The sequence below is a fragment of the Agrobacterium sp. genome, from assembly GCF_032092815.1.
Lineage (GTDB): Bacteria > Pseudomonadota > Alphaproteobacteria > Rhizobiales > Rhizobiaceae > Agrobacterium.
In genome coordinates this window covers 15244-17345 of the sequence record NZ_DAMDBP010000051.1, presented here as the reverse complement: position 1 = coordinate 17345, position 2102 = coordinate 15244, and the positions used below count along the sequence as shown (strand labels likewise).

At 57.3% G+C, this 2102-nt stretch carries 3 protein-coding genes and 1 pseudogene; 2 read left to right on the top strand and 2 right to left on the bottom strand.

Annotated features, from left to right (window positions below; all coding sequences use genetic code 11):
• A pseudogene (locus RT613_RS20945) lies at positions 1-173 on the bottom strand (cytochrome b); the annotation flags it as partial.
• Positions 174-458: 285 nt separating this feature from the next.
• Between RT613_RS20945 and RT613_RS20940 the strand changes: the two are divergent.
• Positions 459-1151 carry a TetR/AcrR family transcriptional regulator gene (locus tag RT613_RS20940; RefSeq protein WP_313618313.1) on the top strand — a complete coding sequence of 231 codons (693 nt, stop codon included), beginning with the start codon at positions 459-461 and terminating at the stop codon, positions 1149-1151.
• Positions 1144-1491, top strand: a complete 348-nt coding sequence (locus tag RT613_RS20935) for a DoxX family protein (RefSeq protein ID WP_313618312.1) — start codon at positions 1144-1146, stop codon at positions 1489-1491. The genes RT613_RS20940 and RT613_RS20935 overlap by 8 nt, the downstream gene beginning before the upstream one ends.
• Before the next feature lie 123 nt (positions 1492-1614).
• Here RT613_RS20935 and RT613_RS20930 read toward each other — a convergent pair whose 3' ends face one another.
• Positions 1615-1998, bottom strand: coding sequence for a VOC family protein (locus tag RT613_RS20930; RefSeq protein WP_313618311.1), 384 nt, complete (start codon positions 1996-1998; stop codon positions 1615-1617).
• Positions 1999-2102: the final 104 nt, after the last annotated feature.

Here is a 2102-nt window from a genome sequence, read left to right as displayed (position 1 = left end):
TAGGCATGAATATTGGCCGCAGAAATATCAGCAGCTGTCGGCACCTGCCCGCGGTCGGTCATGCGTTGCCAGGCGTTCATGCCATCCGGCAGCAGCAGGTTAAAGGCAACAAGGCCGGTGACGCTCCAGTGGAGCAGTTTCTGCATTGGTGAATAGGACTGCATCAATATCATCCCTGTGGTGAACCCTGATGAACGGAACCGCAAACCGCACGCAAAAACCAGTTCCGGTTGCGGCACCGCTCATGGTTGCAAGATGCTGCGGTTTGCTGACATGAAACTGAACGTTGTTTCCCGTTCTTCCCGTGTTTTCGGCGGAATTTAGGGAAATAAAACAGGCTGTTGGTGCTCGAAAATTCCGCGACAATTTGACCAAAGCCAATTCAGCCAAGGTCGCTTGCAGAAAATGGTACGGCACAGTACCATGCCACCAACAGCACAAACACACCGGGGCATGAGATGAGCGCCGAACACCGCACGGCCAAGGGCAAGGAGCGCATTGACGCCTTGAAGGAAGCGGCGATCACCATGTTTCTGGAGGATGGCTATCAGGCCGCCTCGCTTGATGCGCTGATTTCGCAGGTCGGTGGATCACGCCGCAATGTTTACGATCATTTCGGTGGCAAACAGGGCCTGTTTACGGAAGCTGTGGTGGCGCTGTGCGACGAGATTTCCGCGCCGCTGAACGACATGGTGATTGATGGTGCCGACCCGGAAAAATCGCTTAGGCTGTTTGGCAGGGGCATGCTGGATATTGTGCTGGCGCCACGCACCCTTGCCCTGCACCGCATGATGATTTCGGAGGGCGGCCGGTTCCCTGCCCTTGCCCAATCCATCTGGGATGCCGGTTACATGAATGGGCAGCGGGTTTTGAGCCAATGGATCAGGGATGGCCAGGCGGTGGGTCTGCTGCGGGCAGATTGTGAGGCCGAACGGCTGGCAGAAGATTTCATCAACCTGACGGTGGCAACACCGCAGCTGAAGGCGCTGGTTGGCCTGCAGCCACCGCTGAATGAGCATGAGATCGAGGCCATGGTTGACCGGGCGGTGACAATATTTCTGAACGGCGCCTACCAACCCTACACAACAAAACAAACTGGCCGTTCGGCCCTTCACAGCAACCACACCCACCGGGGATCAAACGATGCGTAGACCACACGGGATGACCATACTCCGCTTTCTTCTGGCGGCATTTTTCGCCTTTGGCGGCATCATGAATATTATCGCCCCCGGCACCATTCAGGATGATTACCTGCGTTGGGGTTATCCCGACTGGTTCCATTACCTGACTGGTGCGCTGGAGCTGACGGCGGCGGCGCTGTTGATCAGCCGCTACCGCCTGTTTGGCGCGATCCTCGGCGCGTGCGTGATGACGGGGGCTGTATCGACCGTGATCTACAATGGCGAATATAGTCACGCCATTGCGCCCTTCATCACACTTGGTGTCTGCCTGCTGGTGGCGGCCTTTAACCGCACGGCGCGGCTTGTGTGAGGCCAGCTTGGCCCAGATATAAGGCTGGCGGCGGATGATGTTTGACATCAGCCGCCGCCAGCTTACGCCAGACGAAAAGTGCAACGTTTCCGTGGGTGGCGATTGGCAAACATGCTGTGTTCGTTACTCGGTAATTTCCACCGGCGTGCCATCCGGTGTCATGATCACGGCCTCGTAAAAACCATCACCCGTCAGGCGCGGACCCGACATCAGGCAGCCATCGGCCACACAGCGGCGCGCCAGCGCATCCACCGCATCCCGGTTGCCCAGTGAAATGGCAATATGGTCCCAGCCGACATGGTCATGATCCAGCCCGCCGCGGATCCATGGGCCGGCCATCAGCTCGATCTGGTCTGTGCTTTCCGGCAGCTGCACGAACCGCGACACAAAACCCTCACGCCGTTTGCTGTGATAGGCCTCGCCCACCGTGGCGCCAAAATAGCGCTGCCAGAAGGCGGCAGCGACATCGAGATCACGGGTCCAGAGTGCGGTATGGGCAATGTGCATGATGAATTTCAGCCTTTCAGATTGAGAACTGCGTCCGCATTGCTGCGGGATGAGCCATTAAATCGTTCACAAACGTGAATTAACATGCATAAATACGCACATCA

What these genes read in the sequence shown, in the direction of transcription:
- RT613_RS20940 (WP_313618313.1), top strand. Translation starts at nt 459, where the DNA reads ATGAGCGCCGAACACCGCACGGCCAAGGGCAAGGAGCGCATTGACGCC.
- RT613_RS20935 (WP_313618312.1), top strand. Translation starts at nt 1,144, where the DNA reads ATGCGTAGACCACACGGGATGACCATACTCCGCTTTCTTCTGGCGGCA.
- RT613_RS20930 (WP_313618311.1), bottom strand. Translation starts at nt 1,998, where the DNA reads ATGCACATTGCCCATACCGCACTCTGGACCCGTGATCTCGATGTCGCT.